Below are 22276 nucleotides of genomic sequence, written 5' to 3'. Positions count from 1 at the left end.
TATGTTCCGCACCATGAGCGTCGCCTTCACCCGAGAAGAAGATATTGAGGCCACCGCCGCCGACCTGGCGGATCGCCCGATCTCGCCCCATCCCAATCTGGTCACGCCGCAGGGCCTGGCCCTGATCGAGGCCGAACTGGCCGCCGCGCGCGCCGCCTATACGGCCGCCCAGGTGCAGGGATCGATCGAGAGCGACCGCACCGCCATGGCCCGCGCGACGCGCGATCTGCGCTACTGGTCCGCGCGCCGCGCCTCGGCCCAGTTGGTCGAACCGGGCGAGGACGAAGGCGTGGTGCGTTTCGGTGGGTCCGTGACCATCGAACGCGACGACGGCCGCACCCAGACCTGGCGCATCGTCGGCGAGGACGAAGCCGATCCCGCGGCCGGCTCGGTCAGCCATGTCTCGCCCTTGTCGCGCGCCGTCATGGGCCGCCGCGTCGGGGACGAGGTTCAGGTGGCCGGACAGTCCGCCGAGATCGTCGCCGTCGGCTAGGGCTCAGGCGTCGCCGTCGCCGCCTTCATCCAGCATTTCGCGCATGATCTGCACGACCGCCTTCTGCTTTCGCACGGGCAGGCGCGCGGCCAGCTTGCTGATCTCCACGCTGTGCCTGGTCATGGGGAAGTCGTGGTCGAAGCCGGGGGCGGCGGGTTCGGCCATGCCGGGCTGCTGGAGCGGAACGCCATCGAAGAAGAAGGCGATCTCCTCCTTCATGAAGCGGGCGATTTCGAACAGTTTCGAGGCGGACACCCGGTTGGTGCCCTTTTCGTATTTCTGAACCTGCTGGAAGCTGACGCCGACGGCGTTGGCCAGGGCGGTCTGGGTCAGGCCCAGGTTCAGCCGCTTCTCCTGAACGCGACGGCCGACATGACGATCGACGGGATGGATGGTCTCGTCCTTTTCGCGCGCCATCGTCATTCCCCCCCGCTTCAGATCGCCGCTTGCTTCGACCTCATCCTAGATCGCAAAACCAACGGCCACAAGGATAGGGCGAGCGTAGCCATTAGCATCATGGCCAGCGGCCAGTCGCCGAAACGGCCATAGGGGGTGATCCCCGTGGGGCGCGGCAGGGGCGCGTCGATCACCCCCATGACGCCGGGCTCCAGCTTCTCGCCGTCCACGATCCGGCCCCACGGGTCGATCATGGCCGAAATCCCCGTCGGCGTGGCGCGCGCGATGGGCAGGCCGGTCTCGATGGCGCGATAGCTGGCCAGGTTCAGGTGCTGGCGCGGGCCGGACGTGGCGCCGAACCAGGCGTCGTTGGAGGCGTTGACGATCCAGTCGGGGCGCCCCGCCGCGCCCGGCGTGAAGCCGGGATAGAGGCTCTCGTAGCAGATCAGGATCTGGGCGCGCGGGGCGCCGGGCACGGTGATCGGCTCGGGCGTCGGGCCGGCGGAAAAGTCGCTGGGCATATGCACCAGGCTGCGCAGACCGATGGAGGTCATCAGCGACCCCAGCGGCAGATATTCGCCGAACGGCACCAGCCGGTGCTTGTCATAGACGGCCGCGACCCTGAGGCCCGCCCCGCCCTCGTCCGCCAGGACGAACAGGCTGTTGTAATAGCGGGCGCCCTCTGGCGCGGTGAGGTCAGGCTCGCCTCGCGCCAGCCCCATCAGCAGGGTCTGGCCGGGACGCAGGGCGGCGGCGATGGCCCCGGCGTCGGTCGAGGCGAAGACGTCGTTGGCCGAGGCGGGCAGGGCGCCCTCGGGCCAGACGACCACATTGGGCGTGCGCGCCGCCGCCTGACCCGTCAGGGTCACATAGCGGTCGACGATGGAGCGATAGGCCTCGGGCGACCATTTCGTCTCCTGTTTCACATCGGCCTGGACCAGACGCACGACCGTATCGGTGAACTCAAGATGGGATTGCGCCAGCCGCACCGCGCCGAAGATCCCCACAGACATCAGCGTCAGCGCGCCGAGGCCCGCCGAGATCAGGCGATCGCGCTTCAGGCCCGGCCCGACCAGCGGGCCGAAGGCCGAGGTCGCGGCGACCGTGACCAGGCTCAACCCATAGACGCCGACGACCGAGGCGAGCTGGGACATGCCGCCGCCCGCCTTCCAGGTCGCCCCCGCCGGGTTCCACGGAAACCCGGTCAGCACATGGCCGCGCAGCCATTCGAAAATGCAGAACAGGGCCGCGAACAGCAGGACCCGCACCGGGCCGATGGGGGCGAACCGGCGATAGAGCGCCGTCGCCGTTCCCCAGAACAGGCCCAGACCCGCCGGCAGCAGGCTGGCCGCGAAGGGCGCCATCCACGCCTGTTCGGGATTGACGAAGAAGGCCTCGGCCACCCACCAGCAACCGACGAAGAAATAGGCGAAGCCCGCCAGCCACCCCATCCAGAAGGCGCCGCGCGCCGTGTCGGATCGCTCCGACAGGATCATCAGCAGGGGATAGCCCAGCAGGCCGATCAGGATTCCGAACGGCGGATGGGCGAAGGCTGTCCCGGCCCCCGCCAGCAGGGCCAGAAGTATGCGGATCAGCCGCCAGCTCCATGTGCGCCGCCTGACGGGCATGGCCCGGATCGGCGCGGCGAAACGGTCCAGCAGGGCGTCGATCATCATGTCAGTCGGCGCTTTCAGCATCTGCGGCATAGGGGTCGGCGACGCCGATCCCGGCCAGGATTTCACGCTCCTCGGCCTCCATCTCTTCGGCCTCGGCGTCGTCTTCATGATCGCGACCCAGCAGGTGCAGCACGCCGTGGACGACCAGATGGCTGAGGTGATCGGCCAGGGTCTTGTTCTGCGCCACGGCCTCTTCGGCGCAGACGCCGTAAGCCAGGACGATGTCGCCCAGATGCGGCGCCGCGCTCTCATTGGCGGGGAAGGACAGGACATTGGTGGGCCTGTCCTTGTCGCGGAACCGGGCGTTCAGGTCGCGCACGGCCTCATTGTCCGTCAACAGAATGACGACATCGCCCGCGACCGTCCCCAGCGCGGCGAGGGCCGCCCGTTCCACCACGGCCTCGACCTCCGGCAGGGCGCCGGTCCAGGCCTCGGTCTCGACTTCGATCTCGATCATGCGGGGTCTTCGAGGTCCGGGGCAGGGCGTCCGCGTGCGGCGTCGGCGTCATAGGCGCGCACGATCCGCTCGACCATGGCGTGACGCACCACGTCCGAGGCCTCGAACTTCAGGATGCCGACGCCCTGCACCCCGTCCAGAATCCGCAGGGCGTGGGCCAGGCCGGAATCGCGCGGGTTCAACAGGTCGATCTGCGACGGATCGCCCGTCACCACCATCCGCGCGCCCTCGCCCAGCCGCGTCAGCACCATCTTCATCTGAAGGCGGCTGGTGTTCTGGGCCTCGTCCACGATGACGAAGGCGTGGCTCAGGGTGCGGCCGCGCATGAAGGCGATGGGGGCGGCCTCGATCTCGCCCTTGTCGCGGCGACGCTGCACGTCCTCGGCGCCCAGAATGTCGTTCAGCGCCTCCCAGATCGGGGCCAGATAGGGGTCGACCTTTTCGTTCAGGTCGCCCGGCAGGAATCCCAGCTTCTCGCCCGCCTCGACCGCTGGACGGGTGATGACCAGCCGGTCCACCTGTCCGCGCCTGAGCAAAGACGCGCCATAGGCCGCCGCCAGAAACGTCTTGCCGGTGCCGGCCGGTCCCACGCCGAACGACAGTTCGCACCGGCCCAGCATGTCCAGATAGGCGGCCTGGGCCTTGGTCTTGGGCACGATGGCGCCGCGCTTGCCGCCGGGCAGGGACACGCCCGCCGCCGCCATGCCCGGCGTGCCCTTGCCGCCGCGCGCCTGGCCCAGGGCGGCGCGCACATCGGCCTCCGTGACCTCGGCGCCCAGGGCCGCGCGCTTGGCCAGATCCTCGATCACCTGGCGGGCGTCGGATCGGTCGCGCGTGCCGCCGTTGACGGAGACCCCGCCGCCCGGCGCCTCGACCAGCACCTTGAAGGCGTCCTCGATCAGGGCGACGTGGCGGCTGTTCGGCCCGATGACCGCGCGCAGCTCGGCGTCGTTCAGCGGTACGAACTCGGACTCTCTCGCCATCAAGCGGCCTTTTCTCTTTGGGCTATCGCCTCGCGCGCGGCGCTCGGCTGCATGAGCCCGTGGGGTGTGAGCAGTCGGCCATGCAGACTGTTCTGCTGGCCCCGTATGATCTCGACCGGAACGATCTGGCCGATCAGATGATCCGCGTCGTCGACGTGGACCGATTGCAGATAGGGGGACCGACCGACGGCCTGGCGACGGTGGGCGTGACGCCCCGGCTTGTCGAACAGGACGTTCAGCGTCCGCCCCGCCTGGGATTCATTGAAGGCGGTCTGCTGTTCGGTCAGCAGGGCGATCAGGCGGTGCAGCCGTTCCCTGGAGACCTCCGGCTCGACCTGCTTGCCCATGCCCGCCGCCGGGGTGCCGGGACGCGGCGAATAGGCGAAGGCGAAGGCCCCCGCGTAGTTCACCCGCCGCACCAGATCCAGCGTGTCCTCGAACTCCCGGTCCGTCTCGCCGGGGAAGCCGACGATGAAGTCGCCCGCCAGCGCCATGTCGGGCCGCGCGGCGCGGATGCGGTCGATCAGGTCGAAATATTTCTGACGCCCGTGCTTGCGGTTCATCAGCCGCAGGATGCGATCCGACCCCGCCTGAACCGGCAAGTGCAGATAGGGCATCAGGGCGTCCAGATCGCCATGGGCCGCGATCAGGTCGTCGCCCATGTCGTTCGGATGGCTGGTCGTATAGCGGATGCGGTCCAGACCGGGGATTTCGGCCAGGGCGTAGGCCAGTTCCGCCAGGGTCGCCTTTTTCCCATCCGCTCGTTCGCCGTCATAGGCGTTGACGTTCTGGCCCAGCAGGGTGACTTCGCGCACGCCGCGATCCGCCAGCTGGCGCGCCTCTTCCAGCACCGCCGCCATCGGCCGCGACCATTCGGCGCCGCGCGTATAGGGCACGACGCAGAAGGTGCAGAACTTGTCGCACCCCTCCTGCACGGTCAGGAAGGCCGTCGGCCCCTCGGTGAAGCGCGCGGCGGGCAGGGCGTCGAACTTGTCGTCGGGGGCGAAGTCGGCGCCGATCCGCTCGCCCCGCGCCCGCGCCGTACGGGTCAGAAGCTCGGGCAGCTGGTGATAGGCCTGCGGGCCGACGACGATGTCGACGGCGGGCTGGCGTTTCATGATCTCCTCGCCCTCGGCCTGGGCGACGCAGCCGGCGACGGCGATGGTCATGTCGCCGCCGGTCTCGCGCCGGATGTCGCGCATCTCGCGCAGCTTGCCGAGTTCGGAATAGATCTTTTCCGCCGCCTTCTCGCGGATGTGGCAGGTGTTCAGGATGACGAAGTCGGCGTGCGCGGGATCGTCCGTCGTCGCATAGCCCAGCGGGCGCAGGACATCGGCCATGCGCTCTGAGTCATAGACGTTCATCTGACAGCCGTAGGTCTTGATGAACAGACGCTTCTCGGCCGTCGTCTCGACCTGGGGAGCCTGGGTGTCGGTCATGACGGGCTTATGGTCGCCCGCGACCGCCTCGACAAGACGGCGGCTCAGCCCGCGTCCACATCGGCGGGATCGACGCGGGCGGCGTGGCGCGTGAAGATCAGGCCCTCGCGCTTGGACGGCTCGGCCCCCTCGATGGCGACGCCGTAAAGCTCCAGCTTGTGGCCGATCAGCTGGAAGCCCAGACGTTCGGCGATCTCGGACTTCAGACGTTCGATCTCGGCGTCGAAGAATTCGATCACCTCGCCGGTCTTGGTGTCGATCAGGTGGTCGTGGTGATCGTCGCCCGCCTCTTCATATCGGCTGCGACCGTCGCCGAAGTCGTGCTTCTCGACCACGCCCGCCTCTTCGAACAGGCGCACGGTGCGATAGACGGTGGCGATGGAGATGTGCGGGTCGATGGCCGAGGCGCGACGATACAGCTCCTCCACGTCGGGGTGGTCTTCGGCGTTCGACAGCACCCGGGCGATCACCCGGCGCTGTTCGGTCATACGCATGCCGCGGTCGGCGCAGAGTTTTTCGATCCGGTCCATGACCCCTAGAATAGGGATTCGCGGCGCATCAGGGAAGCGTTGGCGTGACGTGATCGACAGACAGGTCGCGACGCAGGGCCAAGGCGTCGATCCGGCGCCCGTCCGTGCCGGTGTAATAGGCTTTTCGGCGGCCGATTTCGACGAAGCCGGCGCGGGCGTACAGGGCGCGCGCGGCCGCATTGTCCTCGGCGACTTCCAGAAACAGGCTGGCGGCGCCCGCCTCCTTTGCCGCATCGCAGGCGCGTTCGACCAAGCGACGGCCAAGGCCCTGGCGACGCGCGTCGGGTCGAACGGCCAAGGTCAGGATTTCCGCCTCGTCCAGCACGACACGGATCAGGATGAACCCATCGGTCTCGACGCCCAGACAGACGCCGGGCTGGGCCAGAAGGTCGGAAAAGGCCCGGGCGTCCCAGGGCGCGGCGAAGGCTTCGGCGTGGAGGGCGGCCAGAACGTCCGGGGGCGTCGCGCTCATGGCGCAGGCTGGCGCGGTTGGCCCGGCAGGCGGCTGGGCGGGGTGGCGTCGGGCGCGCGCAGATAGAGCGGACGCGGCGGATGGGTCGCCGGATCGGCCGCCGCCGCCAGACGGGCCAGGGCCTCGGGCGCCGGCGCGACCCGGTCGTCCGTCCGCGCGAAAATCTGGTCGGGGAAGGCTTCGGCCAGAACAGCCCCCCCGTTTCCGACCAGGGCGACGGCGGACCCCATTGCCGCGATCCGTTCGGCCGCCTGGTCCAGCGACAAGGCTTCGGCCTCTCCCAGCGCCCTGCCATCGGCGAACAGGCGCGCATAGACCTGTCCCCGCCGCGCATCGATCAGGGCCGCGACCGGCCCGTCCGACGTTCCCCGCGATGCGGCCAGGGCGTCCAGCGTCGAAATCCCCACGACGGGCCGGTCCAGAGCGGCGCCCAAACCCTGAGCGAAGGCCAAGCCGACGCGCAGGCCGGTGAACGATCCCGGCCCGACGGTGACGCCGATCCGGTCCAGACTGTCGAAGTCCGCCCCGGCCTCGGCCATCACGTCGCGCACCATGCCGCCAATCCGCTCCTGATGGCCCTTGGTCATCGGCTCGAATCGCACAGCCAGCGCCCGGTCGTCCTCGAACACCGCAGCCGTGCAGGCGCCGAGCGCCGTATCGATCACCAGAAGTCTCATGGCCGCCTTTTAGGCGGGCTTGGCCAGAACCTCCACCAGCTGCGTGACGGCCTGGCGCACAGCGCGGTTTTCCATGCGTGCGAAGCTCAAGGCCAGGGTCCGACCTTCGATCGTGGCGCAGACAGCGCGGATCGCGGCGGCGTCGGGATCGTGCGAGGGTTCGGCTCGCTGAGGAAAGAAGACCTGGATCGGCGCGCCCAATGCGAGGGCCAGTCCATGCAGGCGCGAGGCCGATATGCGGTTACGCCCGCTTTCGTATTTCTGCATCTGCTGGAAGCTGACGCCGACCTGATCGCCCAGAGCGGACTGCGACAGGCCCAGGGCCATGCGTCGCGCCGCGATCTGGGCGCCGACGAAGACGTCGACCGGCTCGGCGGCTCTGGGGGCAGGGTTGCGGCGAAGGTTGGCCATGACCAAGGTGTTTCATGACCTGGCGATGAAATCAACGATTTTGTTTCATTGTCGTTCGATTCGCGCGACTACGGCGGACAGACGGTCGATGGTCTGGCGGGCCAGCACCTCGGGCGCGTCGGCGGACGATGCGCCGCGCACGGTGACGGTTCGGGCGTCGCCCGTTTCATAGATGCGGACGCGGGTCTCGCCGCCCATTTCGATCACGCAGCCCTGTCCGCGACGCGGCCAGACGCCCAGCGCATATTCCACCACCACGCCGGAATCGGCCCAGGGGGACAGGTCGTCGTTCAGGATTTGCAGACGGCGGAGCTGGGGCTCGGCGCCGGCGAAGTCCCGTCTCCGGCTTTCGACAGCCTTCGCCGCCGAGGCGACGGGCGTCGCAGGAGGCGAAGGGGCGGTGGTCGTCGACAACGCCAGGGCCAGCGCCTCGGGCGTGGAGTCCAGGGCGCCCGTCAGGCGGCGCTGCACATCGGGACGAAACAGACCCGAGCGTCGGCCGGCTTCATAGAGGCCCCACCCCTGGCTGGTCATGTCCAGACGCGCCCCGGCCTCGGCCTGGGACAGGCCGCGCTCGCGCCTCAGGGCGGCCAGCGCCTCGCCAAGACGCAGGGCTTCGGGATGGGGAATGAAACGCGACATCGCCGTCAGAATGGCGCACCGGCGCGCGTCTGGCGAGGACGAAAAGGTTTCAGCCGGTTACAGGGTCTGCTCGACCCGCGTCACTTCGGGCACATAGTGGCGCATCATCTGCTCGACCCCGGCCTTCAGCGTCGCGGACGAGGACGGGCAGCCGGCGCAGGCCCCGCGCATCCGAAGGTTCAGCACCCCGGTCGCCTCGTCGAAGGAATCGAACAGGATGTCGCCGCCGTCCTGGGCCACGGCCGGGCGGATGCGGCTGTCCAGCAGGGCCTTGATCTCGGCGACGATCTCGCTGTCGTCCTCGGCATGGCCGTCGGTCTCGGCGTCCGCGCTGCGCGTCAGCGCCTGTCCCGAGACGAAATGATCCATGACGACGCCCAGGATCGGCGCCTTCATCTCCGACCACTCCGGTCCCTGGGCCTGGCGCGTCACAGACACATAGTCGGCGCCGAAGAAGACGCCGTCGACGCCTTCCAGTTCGAACAGGGCCTCGGCGAGCGGCGAGGCCGTCGCCTCGTCGATTGTGCGGTATTCCAAGGCGGCGGCCGGCGACACCTCGCGGCCGGGCAGGAACTTCAGCACATTGGGATTGGGCGTGGGTTCGGTCTGGATGAACATGGGCGGGAGATGCGCCCGCCCCCGCCCCGTTGCAAGACCTCGGAGCCTGATCGACGTCGACCGATCAGGCTCTGGCGGTCGCTCTAGCGTTTTTTCAGGCCGCCCAGGATGCCGCGCATCAGCTCGCGGGTCAGGGTCGATCCAGCGGTGCGAAGGACGGACTTGGTCAGGGCCTCGATCGGCGTCTCGCGGGTCGACCGGCGCGGGGCGGGGGCCGGGCGGGCCGCCGCCGCATCCGCCCGGGCCTGGGCCTTCGCCTGGGCCTGAGCCGCCTTCTGGTCGGCCTTGGCCTGAACCTCGGCGGCCTTGGCGGCGTCGGCCTGAGCCTTGGCTATGGCCTGGGCCTGGGCCGCCGCCTGATCGGCCGTGCTGTGGCGGTTGGCCAGGATTTCGGCGGCGGATTCGCGGTTCAGCACCTGATCGTAGATGCCCCGCACAGGGCTGGCGGCCATGACCGTCGCGCGCTCGGCGTCCGTCGCGGGCCCCAGGCGTGAGGCAGGCGGGCGGATTCTGGTGCGGGCCACGATGGTCGGGGCGCCCTTTTCGTCCAGCACCGAGACCAGGGCCTCGCCCACGCCCAGGGCCTGGATCGTCTCGGCCGTGTCGAAGGCCGGATTGACGCGGAAGCTTTGCGAGGCCGCCTTCAGTCCCTTCTGTTCGGACGGCGTATAGGCGCGAAGCGCGTGCTGGATGCGGTTGCCCAGCTGGGCCAGGACGGTGTCGGGAATGTCGGCCGGATTCTGGGTGACGAAATAGACGCCGACGCCCTTGGACCGGATCAGGCGCACGACCTGTTCGACCTTTTCCAGCAGGGCGCGCGGGGCGTCGTTGAACAGCAGATGGGCCTCGTCGAAGAAGAAGACCAGGCGCGGCTTCTCCGGGTCGCCGACCTCGGGCAGTTGTTCGAACAGTTCCGACAGCAGCCACAGCAGGAAGGCCGCATACAGGCGCGGGCTGTTCATCAACCGCGTCGAATCCAGCACATTGACCTGACCCCGGCCGTCCAGACCGACGCGGATCATGTCCTCCAGCTTCAGCGCCGGCTCGCCGAAGAAGGCGTCGCCGCCCTGCTGCTCGACCTGCAGCAAGGCCCTCTGGATGGCGGCGATGGAGGCGGGGGCGACATTGCCGACCTCGCGCCCGATCCGGTCGGCGTTCTCGCCGACATAGACCAGCAGGCTCCTCAGATCGTCCAGGTCCAGCAGCAGCAGGCCTTCCTTGTCTGCGACGTGGAAGACCACGGTCAGCACGCCTTCCTGCACCTCGTTCAGGTTCAGCATCCGCGCCATCAGCACCGGCCCGATTTCCGAAACCGTGGTGCGGATCGGGTGCCCCTTCTGACCATACAGATCCCAGAAGACGACCGGCGCGGCGCGCGGCGTCAGGGTCAACCCCATTTCGGTCGCGCGCGCGATCAGCTTTTCGTTGGGCGTCCCGATCTGCGAAATGCCCGACAGGTCGCCTTTGACGTCGGCGCAGAAGACCGGCACCCCGGCGTCGGAAAAGCCCTGGGCCATGATCTGCAGCGTCACCGTCTTGCCAGTGCCGGTCGCGCCCGCGACGACGCCGTGGCGGTTGGCGCGGTTGAACAGCAGGTTTTCGGGCTGGGCGGCGTCGGACTGGCCGAGGAACAGGCCGGGCAGGGCGTCGGGCATTGGGGTCTCCGATAGGGCTCGGCGCAAGCTCTAGCGCGGAACAAACGTCGCCGGAACAGCGATTGACGCCGCCGCCGCCCGGTTCGACAACACGGGGATGAAAAGCCCCGTCGCCGTGCCCTCCTCGACCGCATCCCGAAACGCCGTGGCCCTGATCGCCACCGTGGCGGCGGGGGCGGCGCTGTACTGGTTGCGGGACATACTGACGCCGCTGGCCATGGCCATCTTCCTGCTGATCATGATCGACGGGGTGAAGCGGTCGGTCGAGGCGCGCACGCCGCTGACCAGCCGCTGGGCCGGGATCGCGGCCCTGACCCTGGTGGTGCTGGCCTTCTTCGCCTCCATCGCCATCATCGTGAACGGGGCGGCCGGATTCTTCGGCGAAGCATCGGGCGTGTCGGCCAACATCGGCCCGCGCATCGATCAGATCATCCGCGACGTCTATGGTCTGGTGCGGCTGGACAATCCGCCCACGGCCCAGGACCTGATCAATGGCGTGGACGTGCGCGGCTGGCTGACCTCCCTGGCCTTCCAGGCCCAGGGGATCGCCTCCGGGGCCTTCTTCGTCCTGGTCTATCTGGGGTTCCTGCTGGCCTCGCAGGCGGGGTTCCGCAAGAAGATCGTCGCCATGTTCCCGCACAAGACCCAGCGCGACGAGGCCCTGGCGGTGTTCCAGCGCGTGCGCGGCGGGGTCGAGGGCTATATCTGGGTCCAGTCGGTGACGGGGGTGATGATCTGCGTGGTCGCCTGGATTCTGATGCGGGCGGTGGGGCTTCAGAACCCAGAGTTCTGGACCTTCGTCATCTTCATCGTCGGCTTCATCCCCGTGCTGGGCGGGGCGGTCGCGGGCCTGGCGCCGCCGCTGTTCGCCCTGGCGCAGTTCGAAAGCTATTGGCCGGCCGTCATCCTGCTGGTCGGGCTGCAGGTCATCCTGTTCGTGGTCGGCAACTTCATCCAGCCCCGGATGCAGGGCGAAAACCAGAACATCGACCCGGTGGTGGTGCTGCTGGCCCTGGCCTTCTGCGGCAAGATGTGGGGCGTGGTCGGCATGTTCCTGTCCACGCCGCTGGCCGTCATGGCCATGGCCATCCTGGCCGAGTTCAGGGGATCGCGCTGGATGGCGATCCTGCTGTCCGGCGATGGCGAACCCTATGCGGATGAAGACAAGAAACCCGCCGCGCCCAGGCGCAAGCCCAAAACCGAACCCGCGCCCGAGGCGTGATCAGGGCCGCCAGCCGCTGACCTGATCCACGTCGCTCTCGCCGGCCAGGGCGCCGCGCGTCTTCTTGACCTCGGCCCAGGCGGCGCGCAGCAGGGCGGGCACGCCTTCGCCCGACACACCCGACACCAGCATGGGACGACGGCCGGCGACCGCTTCCAGCTCGGCCGCCTTTTCCTCGCGCGCGTCCGGCGTCAGGGCGTCGATCTTGTTCAGGGCCAGGATTTCGGCCTTGTCCGCCAGCCCCTCGCCGTAAGCCTCCAGTTCGCCGCGAATGATGCGGTAGGCCTCGACCACATCGTCCTGCGTCCCGTCGATCAGGTGGATCAGGCTGGCCGAGCGTTCGACGTGACCCAAAAAGCGCGTGCCCAGCCCGGCGCCCTCGCTTGCGCCCTCGATCAGGCCGGGGATGTCGGCGATGACGAACCGTTCGCTGGGCGACAGGTCCACCATCCCTAGGTTCGGGGCCAGGGTGGTGAAGGGATAGTCGGCGATCTTGGGCTTGGCGGCGCTGGCGGCCGACAGGAAGGTGGACTTGCCCGCATTGGGCAGACCCGCCAGACCGATGTCGGCGATCAGCTTCAGCCGCAGCCAGATCCAGCGTTCCTGACCTTCCTGACCCGGATTGGCGTAGGTCGGCGCCTGGTTGGTCGGCCCCTTGAACCGCACATTGCCCCAGCCGCCGTTGCCGCCCTTCAGCAGCAGCTCCATCTTGCCGGCCGTGTCCATATCCAAGAGGACGGTTTCCTTGTCCTCGTCCAGAACCTGAGTGCCGACGGGCACCTTCAGATGCACGTCCTCGCCCTTGCCGCCATGCATCTGGCGGCCCTGGCCGTGGTGGCCGGTCTGGGCCTTGAAATGCTGCTGATAGCGATAGTCGATCAGGGTGTTCAGCCCCTCGACCGCCTCGATCCAGACGTCGCCGCCCTTGCCGCCGTCCCCGCCGTCGGGACCGCCGTTGGGGATGAACTTCTCGCGTCGAAACGACACGGAGCCCGCGCCGCCGTTGCCGGAGCGGATGTAGATCTTGGCCTGGTCGAGGAACTTCATCGCGGGCTTATGCCGCAGAAGCGCGGCGAATTACAGGCCCGGCGACCCGGCGCTATTTCAGCGCCAGCGTCACCGTCTTGACGTCCACATATTCGTCGATGCCGTGGATCGAGCCTTCGCGGCCGTAGCCCGACTGTTTGACCCCGCCGAACGGGGCGACGGCGGTGGAGATCAGGCCGGTGTTGACCCCGCACATCCCCGCCTCGATCCGGCGGCTGAACCGCATGGCGCGGTCCAGATCGCGGGTGAACAGATAGGAGGCTAGGCCGTAGTCGCTGGCGTTGGCCTTCTGAAGCGCCTCGTCCTCGGTGTCGAAGGCGAAGACGGGGATCATCGGGCCGAAGGTCTCTTCCTCGCGGAACAGGGCGTCGTCGCCACCCAGGGTCACGGTCGGCTGGAAGAAGCGTCCGCCCAGTTCATGACGGGACCCGCCGGTCAGGACGCGGCCGCCGTCGGCCTTGATCGCCGCGACATGTTTCTCGACCTTGTCGACGGCCTTGTCCTCGATCAGCGGCCCGACCTTCACGCCGTCGTCGAAGGCGGCGCCGACCCTGATCCTGGCCACCTCGGCGGCCAGTTTTTCGGCATAGGTCTCGGCGACCGAGCGTTCGACATAGACGCGGTTGGGACAGACGCAAGTCTGTCCCGAGTTTCTGAACTTGCCCTTGATGGTCTCGGCGACGGCCCGATCCAGGTCCGCGTCGGCGAAGACGATCAGGGGCGCCGCGCCGCCCAGCTCCATCGACACCCGTTTCAGCGTCGGCGCGCACTGTTCGGCCAGTTTGCGCCCCACGCCGGTCGAGCCGGTGAAGGACAGTTTGCGGATGTCCGGGCTGTCGGTCAGCGCCTTGCCGATGGTCGCCGCATCGCCGGTGACGACGGACAGCGCCCCCTTCGGCAGTCCCGCCTCATAGGCCAGTTCGGCCAGGGCGATGGCGGTGAACGGCGTCTGGCTGGCGGGCTTGACGACGGCGGTGCAGCCCGCCGCGAAGGCCGGTCCCAGTTTGCGCGTCAGCATGGCGGCGGGGAAGTTCCACGGCGTGATCAGGGCGCACGGCCCCACCGCCTCGCGATAGGTCAGGATCAGATGGCCCAGCGGGCTGTCCTGCGTCTCGCCGATCAGCCGCTCGGCCTGACCGGCGAACCATTTCAGAAAACCGTTGGCGTAGGCGACCTCGCCCTTGGCCTCCTCGAAGGGCTTGCCGTTCTCCAGCGCCATTAGGGCGCCCAGACCCTCGGTGTTCTCGTCGATCAGCGCCGCCCAGACCCGCAGGAAGGTCGCGCGTTTGTGGGGATCGGACCGCGACCAGTCGGCGAAGCTTTCGGTCGCCGCCGCAATGGCCCGCTGGGTTTCGGCCGCGCCGAGATCGGGGACATGGCCGATGATCTCGCCCGTCGCCGGATCGTCCACCGCTATGCCCGCGCCGTTCGCCTGAATGGGTTCTCCCGCGATCAGGGCGTGCTGTTTCAGCAGGGCGAGGCCGGCGTTGCGGGCGGTCTGGTTCACGGCGATCTCCTTCAAGGCGGTCTTGAAACGAACAAGGCCCCGACGAAGCGGGGCCTTACAAGCCGATGCAGCCGAGGCTGCGTCGAAATCAGTTCTTGGCGTCCTGGGCGGCGCCGGTGACGGCCTGGCCGGCGGCCTGGGTGTCGCGGCCCACGCCTTCGACAGTGTTGCAGGCGGCGGTGGTCAGGGCGGCGGCGGCGGCGACCAGAACGAAAATCTTGCGCATGAAGAGACTCCGGGGTTGGCCGGGGCCAACGCCCCGGTCTTGCCGGATCAACGCGACCCCATGCCTCCGGTTCCTCTTGCGACAGACGACTTGTCGGCGGGATCGGCCGGGATCAACGCCTCGGGCGTGGCGAAGGTCATGCGCGCGATGGTGCCGCCGCCGGGCGGCGTGACGAAATCGGTCTCGCCGCGCAGTTGTTTGGCGAAGGCGCTCATCAGGGTGCGCCCCACCCCGACCTCGGCGCCGGCCGGCGCGCCGGGGCCGTTGTCCTCCACCTCCAGGACCGAGGTGTCGCCCTGGACGCGGAACCGGACCTTCAGCTCGCCGCCGTTCAACGCGAAGGCGTGCTTCTGGGCGTTGGTCACGGCCTCGACCAGCCACAGGGCCAGGGGCGCCAGCTTGTCGGGGTCCACATGCAGGGAATCGGCGTCCACCGAACTGATCACCACGGGGCCGCGCCCGGCCTCGCTGGCGATCAACTGACCGACCAGTTCGTTCAGGAACTCGCGCGCGTCGGCGTGGCGGATGTCGTCACTCTGATAGAGGGTGCGATAAATCAGGGCCAGGGCCGAAATCCGCTGGCGGGTGTCGCCCAGCGCCGCCTTGGCCGGTGCGTCCGTCAGCGCCCGCTGCTGCATCGACAGCAGGGACGAGATGATCTGCAGATTGTTCTTCACCCGGTGATGGATCTCGCGCATCAGCGCGTCCTTCTCGGCCAGGGCGTCGGTCAGCTCCCGGTCGCGCACGGTGATGGCCTCGGCCATCTCGTCCAGCGTCTTGGCCATGGTGCGGATTTCGGCGGGCGCGTTCATGGCCTGAAGCGGGCGCACGGAAAATCGGCCGCGCGTATAGATGGCCGCCACCCGCTCCAGATAGTCCAGCCAGCGGATGAAGATGCGTTCGGACAGCAGCATCACCGCCGCGAAGGCCGTCAGCCAGGCGCCCAGCGGCAGCAGAAGCGTGCCGATCGGATTGAGCCGCGCCCAGGACAGCCACCCCTGGGACGGGGCCGACAGCAGGGCGTAGAGATCGCCGCCCGCAAGGGCCGCGCCGGCGTAGTCGCGCTGTTCGCCGCCCGCGTCGCGCGCCTGAAACACGGCGGACCCCTCATTGCGTGCGCGCGACACCCAGCCCGCCAGCTTGTCGCCGCCCGACAGCCGGAAGACGCCGGCGTCGCTGGCCGTCAGAATGCGCCCTGCTCCGTCGGTCAGGGCCGCCTGGGAGCCGGAGGGCAGGGCGGGGTCTTCCAGATCGGGCTGCAGGGCCGACAGCGGGATCACCGCCACCATGGCCCCGTCGAACCGTCCCATCGGTCGTTCGGCGCGCGTCGCGACGATCAGGGCGGCGCGATAGCCGGCGTCGTCCGGCGCCCGCATGACCACCAGGTCCTCGCCGTCCCGCAGCCGCTGGAACCACCGGGCGTTCGACGCCGGCGACACCCCGGAGCGCAAGCCGTCGGGCCGGCCGGAGGCGCAGGTCGCCTCGCCCGTCGGGCTAATGCGATAGAGCCCCTCATAGCCGTCCAGCCGACCGACCAGGGCGGTCAGCCGCGCCGCGCAATAGGGGCCGGCGGCGTCGGGGCTGAGGGCGCGCAGCAGAACCTGCGCGCTGTCCAGCTGGGCCTTGGCGTCGGAGGCGCTGCGTTCGGCCGCCAGCTGCAGATCGACCTGGCGATCCTCGGCCTGACGGCGGAAATCCGCCTGGGTCTGGATCAGGCTGAGGACGAAGATCGGCAGCAGCGCCATGGCCATGGCGGCGCCCAGCCGAAAGCGGATGCCCTGGAACCGGTCGTTCGTCCATGTTCGACCCAGGCGCGGCCGTGCGGCTTCGGACGGCGCATTCACCGCCGATCAGCCCCGGGCGCCGGCCAGCCTGTCGGCCTCGCCCAGAATGGTGCGCATGGCCTCGCCGGCCGCTTGGCCGTCGCGGCTGTAGCCGCCCTTTTCCAGCGTGGCCTGAAGGGCGCGGCGCGCCCGGCTGACACGGCTTTTCACCGTGCCGACCGCGCAGCCGCAGATTTCGGCCGCCTCTTCATAGGCGAAGCCGCCCGCGCCGACCAGGATCAGGGCCTCGCGCTGTTCCTCCGGCAGGGTCTTCAGAGCTTGGCGCAGTTCGTCCAGGGCGACGGGCGCCTCGGGATCGTCCACGGCGACCAGGGTGCGTTCGGCCGCCTCCTGATCCAGCTGCGACTGGCGCCACGACCGGCGCTTTTCGGAATAGAACTGGTTGCGCAGGATCATGAAGGTCCACGCCTTCATGTTCGTGCCCATCTGATAGCTGGCGCGCGCGTCCCAGGCCTTCATCATGGCGTCCTGCGCCAGATCGTCTGCGGCGGTGGGGTCGCCGGTCAGGGTGCGGGCGAAGGCGCGCAGATGCGGGATCAGCAGAACCAGTTCGCGCTTGAAGCCTTCATCGTCGGCCGATGCGGGCTTGGGGGCGGCCCCCAGGCGTGAGGTGCTCATGCAGGACCGTCCGCCGCCTTGGCGTCGGCGCGCTTCAGGATTTCCAGGAATTCGTCCGGGACGGGCTCGTTGACGACCTCGTCGAACATATGCCGCAGCTTGACGCCGATGGCCTGCTGGCGAAGACGCGCTTCCTCAAGCCCCGCCTCCCCTTTGTTGTCGGCGCCGCGCGGACGCGAGGAGTCGGAAGAATCAATCATAGACAGAACGGGCCCACCCAACGGTCGTCGCAGAGATGCCAGCCTTAACGCCGTCCCGGCGGCCGGGTTCCTGTAAGCCGTGCATTTTATGCTCAAGCTTGATCGAAGCTGGGGAACCGCGACCGATATGATACGTTTGAACCCGATGTAGCGCTTTCCCTTGCCGGGACGGCGGAGATTTGTCGGGGACTAACTGAATGAGCCTTTTGGCCAGACTCGCGCCGCACCTTCCTTACGTGCGTCGCTACGCCCGCGCCCTGACCGGCGATCAATCCACGGGCGACAACTATGTGCGTGTCGCGCTCGAAGCCCTGGCGGCCGGCGAGCAGCAGCTGTCCCCGGACATGACGCCCCGCGTGGCGCTCTATCACGTCTTCCACGCCATCTGGTCCTCCACCGGCGCCCAGCTGGAAACGGGTGGTCTGGAGACGACGGGCGGGGGCGACGCCTCGCAGCGTCTGCTGCGCATCGCGCCGCGTTCGCGCCAGGCCTTCCTTCTGACCGCGCTGGAAGGGTTCACCCCGTCCGAGGCCGCCCAGATCCTGTCGGCCGATCCGCGCGACGTCGAACGCCTGATCGCCGACGCCCAGGCCGACATTGACGCCGAACTGGCCACCGACGTTCTGGTGATCGAGGACGAGGCCATCATCTCTGCCGACATCCAGAGCCTGGTGCAGGAGTTGGGCCATCGCGTCACCGGCACCGCCACCACCCATGACGAGGCCATCGACGCCGTCGCCCGTCACAAGCCGGGCCTGGTCCTGGCCGACATCCAGCTGGCCGACGGCTCGTCCGGCATCGACGCGGTGAAGGACATCCTGAAGACCCTGGATGTGCCGGTGATCTTCATCACCGCCTTCCCGGAACGCCTGCTGACCGGCGAGCGTCCCGAGCCGACCTTCCTGATCACCAAGCCGTTCCAGCCCGAGACGGTGAAGGCGGCGATCAGCCAGGCGCTGTTCTTCCATCCGTCGCGTCAGAAACAGGCCGCCTGAGGTCTGTATTCCCTAGGACGAGAAGGCCCTGTTCGCCCGTGGCGACAGGGTCTTTTTCGTTTCGACGGTCCCTCGCGAAAGAAAAGGGAGCGTCCCCGGAACCGTCGCCATACGGCGTCGTTATCGGCATGTGGAGGCGGCGACGCCCCCCGACTTGACTGGCCAAGGCCGGTCATGCCGCCTCCGCACCTCATTCTCGATGATGCCACTTCAAAGCGGTCCGAAAGGGCCGCTTTTTTCTTGCGCCTCGTCTCGACCCGCCGCAGCGTCCGGCTCAAGATGGTGGTCAAAGAAAACTTTCGGGAGAGACGCGGATGGCTTCGCAAGACGGCAAGACGAACCGGCAATGGGTGCTGCGCCAGCGGCCCAAGGGGCTGATCCAGCCCGGCGATCTGGAACTGGTCGAAACCCCCGTGCCGGAGGTCGGCGAGGGCGAGGTGCTGGTCCGCACCGTCTATCTGTCGCTGGACCCGACCAACCGCACCTGGATGAACGACACCGAGGGCTATCTGCCGCCGGTGGGTCTGGGCGAGGTCATGCGCGGCCTGACCCTGGGCGTGGTCGAGGGTTCGAAGTCGGATCGCTTCAAGCCTGGCGACGTGGTCATGCCGGCCTCGGGCGGCTGGGCCGACTACGCCGTCGTGCCGGAAAGCGGCCTGCGTCCCGTCCACCGCGCGCCGGGCCTGCCGCTGACGGCCAATATGTCGGTGCTGGGGATGACGGGGCTGACCGCCTATTTCGGCGTGACCGACGTGCTGAAGGCCAGGGCCGGCGAGACCATCGTGATTTCGGCGGCAGCCGGCGCGGTCGGCTCCATCGCCGGCCAGATCGCCAAACAGCGCGGATGCCGCGTCATCGGCATCGCCGGCGGGCCGCAGAAATGCGCCTGGCTGACCGACGAACTCGGTTTCGACGCGGCCATCGACTACAAGAACGAGGACGTGGGCGAGGCGTTGGACCGGCTGGCCCCGGACGGGATCGACCTGAACTTCGAGAACGTCGGCGGCGACATCATGATCGCCGTGTTCAACCGTCTGAAGGTGCATGGCCGCATGGCGGTGTGCGGGCTGGTGTCGTCCTACAATGCGACCAAGGCGCCGCCTTCGCCGAACTTCTCGCGCATCATCACCCACCGGCTGCACGTTCAGGGCTTCCTGGTGCTGGACTACGCCGGGCGGGCCAAGGAGATGGTCGCGGAGATGGGGCCGTGGCTGGCCGACGGTCGGGTGAAGTGGAAGGTCCACGTCGATGACGGCCTGGACGGGGCGGTCGATTCGCTGAACCGCTTGTTCACCGGCGATCACGACGGCAAGCTCTTGGTTCGGGTTTCCGAGGAACCCGCCTGACCCCGTCACAAAAGGCCCGCGCATGAGCGACCCGCTGCACGTCCATTTCGAAGACCTGGAAGTGGGGCAGGTCGTGCCCCTGGGCGCCTGCGCGGTCGATCAGGCCGCGCTGGATGTCTTCGTCGAGCGGTTCGCGCCCGGCTGGGACCCGGCCTATGGCGCGCCGGACGCCATGGTCTATGTGCTGTGGAGCCGCTTGGCCGCCGACAAGTCCGGCGGCTGGGCCCAGACCAAGGTCCTGGCCGTCGACGGCCTGCGCTATATGCGCAACCCCCCGGCGGGCGAGCTGCTGCGCGGGCGGATGACGGTGATGGGCAAGGACCCGGTCGGGGACGAAAAGGGCATCGTCATCGCCTCGCACGACCTGCTGGACGAGGCGGGGCGGCTGGTCTTTTCCTGCCTGACGCGCGCGGTTTTCTCGCGGCGCTGAAAACGAAAAACGCCCCGACGGCGCGAACCGTCGGGGCGTTTGTCCTGGGTCCGAACGTCCGGCTTAGTTGACGGTCGTGGACTGGGCCTGACGCAGGAAGGCCAGGGCGATCAGGCGATCCCAGCCCAGCAGCGACACCAGATGGGCGTAGATCTGGCCCAGGGCGCCGTTGTCGCGCAGTTCGGCCAGCTTCTCGGCCGGCAGGGCGCGCAGCTTGTCTTCCGACACCGCATAATATTCGGCCAGCTTCTGCGGCTCGCCCGGCGTGCCGTCGGGGTTGCGCGGCGTGAAGACGGCGTCGCGCGTGTCCAGCAGGTCCAGATCCTTGATCAGCTGGACGAAGCTTTCCGTGCGCTGGCGCTCCTGCTCGAAGTTGTTGCAGAACTCCATGGCCATGTTGGTGTAGTCGCTGGGCTTGCCGTCGACGAACAGCGGGTTCTCGCCGCCCTCGGCGACGATCGACGCGCCGCGGTCGATGCACAGGATCAGGCGCTGGTTCTGCTTGTCGTCGGCGAAGACGAACGGATAGCGGCGCACATAGGCGGGCACATAGGCGTCGGCGCGGAACTCGCCGTCGTCGGCGACGAACAGGTTTTCGCCCTGGCGCAGGCCCATGACCACGACCGGCTGGCGGTTATCGCCGGTGAAGATGATCGGATAGGAAAGGGCGGCGGCGGCGAACTCAGTCACCGTCAGCGGCACGATGTTCGTCTGGGCCACGAAGGCATAGGGCTTGTCGGCCGGATTGACGCCCAGCGTCGCGTGAACGCCCTGATCCAGCGGCTCGGGGTTCACATAGAAGAGGACGTTGCCTTCGAGCGGCGAGGTGTTCGTGTCGGTCATGAAGCGAGGACGCTCTGGATAAAGAAGATATGAGGCGCGCCTTCTAGCCCAAGCCCGCCTCAGCGGCAAACCCGTGATGCGTCGGTTGCAGCGAAGGGGCTCAGCCATTAGCTGTGGGCCATGGGCAACGCCTGCGATCACGATCACGACCATTCCGGCCTGAAGGGCGGCGCGCTGGATCGCGCCCTGGCCCTGGCAGAGGCGCGCGCGGTCAAGGACGGCGAGCGGATGACCGCCCAGCGCCGCCGGGTGCTGGCCCTGCTGCTGGAGGCCGGCGAGCCGGTCAAGGCCTATGATCTGATCGCCCGTTTCGGCGAGGACGGCCAGGCCGCCAAGCCGCCCACCGTCTATCGCGCGCTGGAGTTTCTGGAGCGGCTGGGCATGGCCCACCGCATCGCTTCCATCAGCGCCTATGTCGCCTGCAGCAGCGACGAGGGCGACGCCGTCCACGCCGCCGCTTTCCTGATCTGCGACTGCTGCGGGGCGACGCGCGAGGTCAGCGGACCCGATCAGGGCGCCATGACCGCCGCCGCCTCGGCCGCCGGCTACGCCATCGCCCGCACCACCATCGAGGCCCACGGACGCTGCGCCGCCTGTCGCGAGGCGGCGTGATCATGGACGCGGCGCTGATGTCCCCGCCGCGCCGCCTGTCCGTGCCCGTCGACAACCGCTGGGGCGCCGGCGAGATGGCGGTGCTGGATTTCGGCGACCCGAACCGGCCCGTCGATCTGATCTTCAGCCACGCCAACGGGTTCAACGCCGCCACCTATCGTCGGCTGCTCTCGCCCCTGTCGACCAGCTTGCGCATCTGGGCGCCGGACCTGCGCGGGCATGGGGGTTCGACCCTGCCGACCTTCGCCCGACCCAAGGTCAGCTGGCGCGATCACCGCGACGACCTGCTGGCCCTGCTGGAGGCCGTGGACGGGCCGCCGGTGGTCATGGCCGGACATTCGATGGGCGGGACCGCCTCCCTGCTGGCGGCGGCGGAACGGCCCGATCGCGTCTCCAGCCTGGTGCTGTTCGATCCGGTCATCTGGAAACAGGCGGCGGTCCTGGCCTTCAACCTGCCGTTCGCCCATCGGCTGATGGGCAATATTCCCATCGCGGCCGCCGCGCGCCGGCGTCGCAGCCGGTTCGACAGTCGCGAACAGGCCATGGCGGCCTATCGCGGACGCGGCGCCTTCAAGGGTTGGCCGGACGGGGTGCTGGCCGACTATCTGTCCGAGGGGCTGGTCGAGGCGACGGGCGAGGACGGCTTCGACCTGGCCGCAGCCCCGGCGTGGGAGGCCGCCAACTACGCCGCCCAGGCGCACGATCCCTGGCGCGCCCTGCGCCGCTATCCCGGCCCCGTCCATATCCTGAAGGCCGAGCATGGGGCGCTGACCCATCTGCCCGTCGCGCCGCGCGGCCTGCCCAAAATCCGGGTCGATGTGGTGTCGGGCGGCGGGCATCTGTTCCCCATGACCCACGCCGATGTGGCGCGCGACGCCCTGTTCGAGGCGGCCGTCTGAAATGATTTCTGTAGGCTGAACAAAGTCCCGCGCTATAA

The 22276-nt window shown here is 68.6% G+C and carries 26 protein-coding genes; 7 read left to right on the top strand and 19 right to left on the bottom strand.

Annotation, left to right across the window (positions count from 1 at the left end; translation table 11 throughout):
* Positions 1 to 13 precede the first annotated feature (13 nt).
* Positions 14 to 493, top strand: a complete 480-nt coding sequence (gene greA, locus SH203_RS10460; RefSeq protein WP_200808909.1) for a transcription elongation factor GreA — start codon at positions 14 to 16, stop codon at positions 491 to 493.
* A gap of 3 nt (positions 494 to 496) precedes the next feature.
* Here the strand turns inward: greA and SH203_RS10455 are convergent, their stop codons facing one another.
* The 12 genes from SH203_RS10455 to SH203_RS10400 all read right to left on the bottom strand — a co-directional run bounded on the left by SH203_RS10455 (position 497) and on the right by SH203_RS10400 (position 10449).
* Positions 497 to 910 carry a helix-turn-helix domain-containing protein gene (locus SH203_RS10455; RefSeq protein ID WP_087121008.1) on the bottom strand — a complete coding sequence of 138 codons (414 nt, stop codon included), beginning with the start codon at positions 908 to 910 and terminating at the stop codon, positions 497 to 499.
* Between the two features lie 17 nt (positions 911 to 927).
* Positions 928 to 2565 (bottom strand): apolipoprotein N-acyltransferase, encoded by a 1638-nt coding sequence (gene lnt / locus SH203_RS10450; protein ID WP_087120873.1) that lies wholly within the window; start codon positions 2563 to 2565, stop codon positions 928 to 930.
* Position 2566: 1 nt separating this feature from the next.
* The gene (gene ybeY / locus SH203_RS10445; protein WP_087120872.1) at positions 2567 to 3022 is read right to left on the bottom strand and encodes an rRNA maturation RNase YbeY; all 456 of its coding nucleotides are present in this window, start codon (positions 3020 to 3022) and stop codon (positions 2567 to 2569) included.
* Positions 3019 to 4005, bottom strand: a complete 987-nt coding sequence (locus SH203_RS10440) for a PhoH family protein (RefSeq protein WP_087120871.1) — start codon at positions 4003 to 4005, stop codon at positions 3019 to 3021. The genes ybeY and SH203_RS10440 overlap by 4 nt, the downstream gene beginning before the upstream one ends.
* A complete protein-coding gene (gene miaB, locus SH203_RS10435) occupies positions 4005 to 5444 on the bottom strand; it encodes a tRNA (N6-isopentenyl adenosine(37)-C2)-methylthiotransferase MiaB (RefSeq protein WP_087120870.1) in 1440 nt (479 codons plus the stop codon). Before miaB ends, SH203_RS10440 begins: the two co-directional genes overlap by 1 nt.
* A gap of 44 nt (positions 5445 to 5488) precedes the next feature.
* Positions 5489 to 5974 (bottom strand): Fur family transcriptional regulator, encoded by a 486-nt coding sequence (locus SH203_RS10430; protein WP_087120869.1) that lies wholly within the window; start codon positions 5972 to 5974, stop codon positions 5489 to 5491.
* A gap of 28 nt (positions 5975 to 6002) precedes the next feature.
* Positions 6003 to 6446, bottom strand: a complete 444-nt coding sequence (gene rimI, locus SH203_RS10425) for a ribosomal protein S18-alanine N-acetyltransferase (RefSeq protein ID WP_087120868.1) — start codon at positions 6444 to 6446, stop codon at positions 6003 to 6005.
* Positions 6443 to 7123, bottom strand: a complete 681-nt coding sequence (gene tsaB, locus SH203_RS10420) for a tRNA (adenosine(37)-N6)-threonylcarbamoyltransferase complex dimerization subunit type 1 TsaB (RefSeq protein WP_087120867.1) — start codon at positions 7121 to 7123, stop codon at positions 6443 to 6445. Before tsaB ends, rimI begins: the two co-directional genes overlap by 4 nt.
* 9 nt (positions 7124 to 7132) lie before the next feature.
* Positions 7133 to 7534, bottom strand: coding sequence for a helix-turn-helix domain-containing protein (locus SH203_RS10415; protein WP_087120866.1), 402 nt, complete (start codon positions 7532 to 7534; stop codon positions 7133 to 7135).
* Between the two features lie 45 nt (positions 7535 to 7579).
* On the bottom strand, positions 7580 to 8176 hold the full coding sequence (locus tag SH203_RS10410) for a helix-turn-helix transcriptional regulator (protein ID WP_087120865.1): 597 nt from the start codon (positions 8174 to 8176) through the stop codon (positions 7580 to 7582).
* 57 nt (positions 8177 to 8233) lie between these two features.
* Positions 8234 to 8794: a NifU family protein gene (locus tag SH203_RS10405; protein WP_087120864.1), complete on the bottom strand. Its 561-nt coding sequence runs from the start codon at positions 8792 to 8794 to the stop codon at positions 8234 to 8236.
* 83 nt (positions 8795 to 8877) lie between these two features.
* Entirely contained in the window at positions 8878 to 10449 is a 1572-nt protein-coding gene (locus SH203_RS10400; RefSeq protein WP_087120863.1) for a helicase HerA-like domain-containing protein, read from the bottom strand.
* Positions 10450 to 10546: 97 nt separating this feature from the next.
* On the opposite strand from SH203_RS10400, the gene SH203_RS10395 reads away from it, so the two are divergent.
* Positions 10547 to 11671 carry an AI-2E family transporter gene (locus SH203_RS10395; protein ID WP_087120862.1) on the top strand — a complete coding sequence of 375 codons (1125 nt, stop codon included), beginning with the start codon at positions 10547 to 10549 and terminating at the stop codon, positions 11669 to 11671.
* Here SH203_RS10395 and obgE read toward each other — a convergent pair whose 3' ends face one another.
* The 6 genes from obgE to SH203_RS10365 all read right to left on the bottom strand — a co-directional run bounded on the left by obgE (position 11672) and on the right by SH203_RS10365 (position 17113).
* Positions 11672 to 12718 (bottom strand): GTPase ObgE, encoded by a 1047-nt coding sequence (gene obgE / locus SH203_RS10390; protein WP_087120861.1) that lies wholly within the window; start codon positions 12716 to 12718, stop codon positions 11672 to 11674.
* Between the two features lie 52 nt (positions 12719 to 12770).
* Positions 12771 to 14225, bottom strand: coding sequence for an NAD-dependent succinate-semialdehyde dehydrogenase (locus tag SH203_RS10385; protein WP_087121007.1), 1455 nt, complete (start codon positions 14223 to 14225; stop codon positions 12771 to 12773).
* 88 nt (positions 14226 to 14313) lie between these two features.
* Positions 14314 to 14451, bottom strand: a complete 138-nt coding sequence (locus tag SH203_RS10380; RefSeq protein ID WP_017505506.1) for an entericidin A/B family lipoprotein — start codon at positions 14449 to 14451, stop codon at positions 14314 to 14316.
* A 47-nt stretch (positions 14452 to 14498) separates the two neighbouring features.
* Complete coding sequence (locus SH203_RS10375) at positions 14499 to 16202, bottom strand: sensor histidine kinase (RefSeq protein WP_087121006.1); 1704 nt, start codon at positions 16200 to 16202, stop codon at positions 14499 to 14501.
* Between the two features lie 99 nt (positions 16203 to 16301).
* Positions 16302 to 16913 (bottom strand): sigma-70 family RNA polymerase sigma factor, encoded by a 612-nt coding sequence (locus tag SH203_RS10370; protein ID WP_087120860.1) that lies wholly within the window; start codon positions 16911 to 16913, stop codon positions 16302 to 16304.
* Complete coding sequence (locus SH203_RS10365) at positions 16910 to 17113, bottom strand: NepR family anti-sigma factor (RefSeq protein WP_087120859.1); 204 nt, start codon at positions 17111 to 17113, stop codon at positions 16910 to 16912. Before SH203_RS10365 ends, SH203_RS10370 begins: the two co-directional genes overlap by 4 nt.
* 197 nt (positions 17114 to 17310) lie before the next feature.
* Between SH203_RS10365 and SH203_RS10360 the strand changes: the two genes are divergently transcribed.
* The 3 genes from SH203_RS10360 (at position 17311) to SH203_RS10350 (ending at position 19884) form a co-directional block, all read left to right on the top strand.
* Positions 17311 to 18108 (top strand): response regulator, encoded by a 798-nt coding sequence (locus SH203_RS10360; protein WP_087120858.1) that lies wholly within the window; start codon positions 17311 to 17313, stop codon positions 18106 to 18108.
* Between the two features lie 314 nt (positions 18109 to 18422).
* Entirely contained in the window at positions 18423 to 19454 is a 1032-nt protein-coding gene (locus SH203_RS10355; RefSeq protein WP_087120857.1) for an NADP-dependent oxidoreductase, read from the top strand.
* Between the two features lie 22 nt (positions 19455 to 19476).
* Complete coding sequence (locus SH203_RS10350; RefSeq protein ID WP_087120856.1) at positions 19477 to 19884, top strand: acyl dehydratase; 408 nt, start codon at positions 19477 to 19479, stop codon at positions 19882 to 19884.
* Between the two features lie 63 nt (positions 19885 to 19947).
* Here SH203_RS10350 and SH203_RS10345 read toward each other — a convergent pair whose 3' ends face one another.
* The gene (locus SH203_RS10345; protein ID WP_087120855.1) at positions 19948 to 20727 is read right to left on the bottom strand and encodes a SapC family protein; all 780 of its coding nucleotides are present in this window, start codon (positions 20725 to 20727) and stop codon (positions 19948 to 19950) included.
* A 120-nt stretch (positions 20728 to 20847) separates the two neighbouring features.
* Here SH203_RS10345 and SH203_RS10340 point away from each other — a divergent pair, with 120 nt between their 5' ends.
* Both SH203_RS10340 and SH203_RS10335 read left to right on the top strand, forming a co-directional pair.
* Complete coding sequence (locus SH203_RS10340) at positions 20848 to 21339, top strand: Fur family transcriptional regulator (RefSeq protein ID WP_087120854.1); 492 nt, start codon at positions 20848 to 20850, stop codon at positions 21337 to 21339.
* Between the two features lie 17 nt (positions 21340 to 21356).
* The gene (locus SH203_RS10335) at positions 21357 to 22238 is read left to right on the top strand and encodes an alpha/beta fold hydrolase (RefSeq protein ID WP_234989464.1); all 882 of its coding nucleotides are present in this window, start codon (positions 21357 to 21359) and stop codon (positions 22236 to 22238) included.
* Positions 22239 to 22276: the final 38 nt, after the last annotated feature.

Origin of the sequence: Brevundimonas sp. SH203 (assembly GCF_002157625.1) — a bacterium.
Classification (GTDB): domain Bacteria; phylum Pseudomonadota; class Alphaproteobacteria; order Caulobacterales; family Caulobacteraceae; genus Brevundimonas.
This window is presented reverse-complemented; position numbering and strand designations above follow the sequence as displayed.